At 65.5% G+C, this 3,629-nt stretch carries 4 protein-coding genes and 1 pseudogene; all 5 read left to right on the top strand.

The window, feature by feature from the left end; genetic code table 11:
- Nucleotides 1-351, top strand: a pseudogene (locus EOB49_RS33260) (6-chlorohydroxyquinol-1,2-dioxygenase); the annotation flags it as partial.
- 3 nt (nt 352-354) lie between these two features.
- A complete protein-coding gene (locus EOB49_RS33265; RefSeq protein ID WP_127383450.1) occupies nt 355-1,314 on the top strand; it encodes a VOC family protein in 960 nt (319 codons plus the stop codon).
- A complete protein-coding gene (locus tag EOB49_RS33270; protein WP_127318890.1) occupies nt 1,311-1,970 on the top strand; it encodes a dienelactone hydrolase family protein in 660 nt (219 codons plus the stop codon). Before EOB49_RS33265 ends, EOB49_RS33270 begins: the two co-directional genes overlap by 4 nt.
- Nucleotides 1,970-3,031 (top strand): maleylacetate reductase, encoded by a 1,062-nt coding sequence (locus tag EOB49_RS33275; RefSeq protein WP_245472951.1) that lies wholly within the window; start codon nt 1,970-1,972, stop codon nt 3,029-3,031. The genes EOB49_RS33270 and EOB49_RS33275 overlap by 1 nt, the downstream gene beginning before the upstream one ends.
- Before the next feature lie 26 nt (nt 3,032-3,057).
- The coding region (locus EOB49_RS33280) for an ABC transporter substrate-binding protein (RefSeq protein WP_127383452.1) at nt 3,058-3,629 on the top strand (572 nt) is incomplete at its 3' end.

Here is a 3,629-nt window from a genome sequence, read left to right on the forward strand (position 1 = left end):
ACCGATCCGCAGGGGCGGTTCCGCTTCACGACGGTGAAGCCGAAGGGCTACACGCTGCCGTCGGACGGCCCAGTCGGCCAATTGATGTCGGCGCTTGGCCTTGGCCTCGAGCGGCCGGCCCACATCCATTTTCGCGTCTCGGCGGAGGGCTTCGAAACGCTGACGACCCACATCTTCGACCGGTCGGACCCCGCGATCGGCCGGGATGCCATCTTCGGGGTCAAACCCGAACTCATGGCCGAGTTCCGCGCGCTGCCGCCTAACGGAGGAAAACGGAAGCACGCGCTCGACCTCAACCTCGTGCTCTGCCCGCAGCGGCGGGGCGAAACCGAACCCTCTGGGAGGAGATGACCGATGGCACGTGTCAGCGGCTACCACCATTTGACGCTCTCGACGGACAGCGCTCAGGAAGATTTTGATTTCTATACCAAGGCACTGGGCCTGCATTCGGTGAAGCGCACCGTCTTGTTCGACGGCGTCATCCCGGTCTACCATCTCTATTACGGCTCGCCCAACGGCGATGCCTCGACGATCATCACCACCTTCCCGTTCCGCAAGCCAGGCGTCTATGGCCGCCGCGGATCCAACCAGTCGCGCACCATCATGCAGTCGATCCCCAAGGGGGCCGCGGATTTCTGGGTCGACCGGTTGAATGCGCGTGGCATCGAGGCCATCAAGATCACCCGTTTTGGCGCCGACCGTGCGGCTTTCGCACATCCCTGCGGTATCCCGCATGAGCTGGTGGAAAGCGACAGGGATCCACGCGCGCCCATCGCCAACGAAACGCAGGGCATCGGCAAGGCCCACGGCATCAAGGGAATCTACGGCGCCGTGGTGGCGGTGATGGACCGCACCGCCATGGACGACTTCCTGACCATCGCATTGCCGATGGAGAAAGAGGGCGACGACCACGAAGGGCTGGTGTTCCGCGTGCCCGACGCGGCCGGCGTCGCTCAGCGCGTGGAGGTCATTGTCGACCGCGACAGCCCGCAGGGCACCTGGACGCTGGCGGGCGGCACGATCCACCACCTCGCCCTCAACACCGGCGACGAAGAGAACCAGTTGAAACTGCGCGCCCATATAGAGGGCCTCGGCTTCACCGATATTTCGGAGCAGAAGGACCGCAACTACTTCAAGTCCTGCTATGTCCGCTCCCCCGGAGGCGCGCTGTTCGAAATTGCCTGGACCACGCCCGAAGGCTGGGCCAAGGACGAGCCCCCGGGCCAGATCGGCAAGACGCTGGTCTTTCCGCCATGGTTCAAGGACCGCGAGAGTGAATTGCAGGCCGGCCTGGAAGAGGCGGATTTCGCGTGAGTTCAGGCAGCGGTCCGCTCCGGCTTGGGCCAAGAGGTCCGGAGGCGAAGGCGATTTGCGTCTTCGTCCACGGCCGCGGCCAATCGCCCGAAGAGATGCAGTCGCATGTGCTGTCGCGGCTTTCTGCGTCCGCCGTGGCCTTCATCCTGCCGCGCGCACCGCTCGGCATGTGGTGGGAGGCGCGTGCCGTCGACCCGTTGACGCCGGTCGCCCGGGCGCAGCTTTCCGACGCGCTCGACCACCTTGCGGCCGCAATGGTCGCGGCGCGGGCCGAACTGCCCGGACTGCCGCTTCTTCTCGCGGGCTTCTCGCAAGGGGCGTGTCTGTCGATCGAGTATCTCTGCGCGGGGCTGCCGCCGCCGGACGCTTTGGCGGCCTTCACGGGCTGCCGTGTCGGCGTTCCGGCGGACGAAAGATCCGAGGCGGCGCCGGCCGGAATGCCGATCTATCTTTCCGGTGGCGATGCTGATCCCTGGATTCCGGTCTCGGCGTTTGCCGATGCCGCGCAATCGCTGGGCCGGTTTGGCGCGAGCCTGCGGGCCGATCTGTTCCCGGGCCGCGGCCATGAGGTCTCGGACGCCGAGATCGCCATGCTGGGCACGATCCTCGACGACCTCGCGGCCGGGCGTGGCCCGCGCATGGAGGCGGCGCGATGATGGACAGCTTCACCTTTCCGGGCCTGACGACACGGGTAGTCTTCGGTTCCGGCAGCATGGCTCGCGTCGAGGAGGAAGTCCGGCGGCTCGGCCATGACAAGGTGATGGTGCTGTCGACATCGCATCAGAAGGGCGATGCGGAAAGACTGGCCGCAAGCCTTGGTGGCCTCGCGGCCGGGATCTTTGCCGGCGCGGTCATGCATACCCCTGTCGAGGTCACGGAAAAGGCCGTCGATGCCTTCCGCAGCAGCGGCGCTTCGGCGGTCGTCAGCCTTGGCGGCGGCTCGACCACCGGGCTCGGCAAGGCCATTGCCGTGCGCACCGGCGCCGACCAGGTGGTCATTCCCACCACCTATGCCGGCTCGGAAATGACCGACATCCTCGGCGAGACGGCGGCCGGTGAGAAGACCACCCGCCGCTCGCCGGACATCCGCCCGGAGACGGTAATCTACGACGTTGATCTGACATTGAGCCTGCCGGTAGGCCTCACCGTCACCTCGGCGATGAACGCGATCGCCCATGCGATGGAGGCTTTCTATGCTCCCGATCGCAACCCGGTGATAGTGCTGATGTGCAGGGATGCCATGGTTGCCTTCCGGGACGGCATTCCAAGGTTGATCGGCAATCCGCAGGAGCGCGCAGCGCGGACGCAGGCGCTCTATGCGGCGTGGTGCTGCTCGACCGCGCTAGGCTATGTCTCGATGGCGCTGCATCACAAGCTGGCGCATGTCTTCGGCGGCTCGTTCGATACGCCGCATGCCGAAACCCACGCCATCCTGCTGCCCTACACGACCGCCTTCAACGAAGCGGCAGTGCCCGATCTGCTGCGCCCCATCGCCGAGGCATTCGGCGGCGGCTCGGCGGGCGGCGGGCTCTGGGATTTCGCACAGTCGGTCGGCTCTCCGCTGAGCTTGAAGGCGATCGGCATCGAGGAGACCGATCTCGACCGCGCGGCGGCGATCGCGGTCAAGAATGCCTATGCCAATCCGAGGCCAATCGATCCGGGATCGATAAGGGAACTCCTTCAGGTGGCGTGGGAGGGACGCCGTCCGGGGGCTTGAGAATAAAACAAGAGGGAGGAACTACAGTGATCACAAGACGCAGCCTACTGAAAGCCTCGGCGGCGACAGGCCTGGCGCTGGCCGGTTCGCGCCTGGCGACGCCGGCCATCGCGCAAGGCGCCAAGATCCGCCTGGGCTATGTTTCGCCGCAGACCGGGCCGCTTGCCGGCTTCGCGGAGAGCGATGCCTACAACATCAAGGCCTTCCTCGCTTCCGAGGCGGGCAAGAACTTCGAGGTCATCGTCAAGGACAGCCAGTCGAATCCCAATCGCGCGGCCGAGGTGGCGAAGAGCCTGATCGTCGATGACGAGATCAACCTGATGCTCGTCGGCTCGACACCCGAGAACACCAACCCTGTGGCCACCACCTGCGAGGCGGAGGGCGTGCCGGTCATCTCGACGATGGCGCCGTGGCAGCCCTGGTTTATCGGCCAGCAGGGCAATCCGGCCGATCCGTCCTCGTGGAAGCCTTTCAATTTCGCCTATCATTATTTCTGGGGTCTCGAAGACATCATCGCCGTCTACACCGGCATGTGGAAGCAGCTTTCCACCAACGGCAAGGTGGGCGGGCTGTTCCCCAACGATGCCGACGGCAATGC

Origin of the sequence: Mesorhizobium sp. M7A.F.Ca.MR.148.00.0.0 (assembly GCF_003997735.1) — a bacterium.
Taxonomy (GTDB): Bacteria; Pseudomonadota; Alphaproteobacteria; order Rhizobiales; family Rhizobiaceae; genus Mesorhizobium.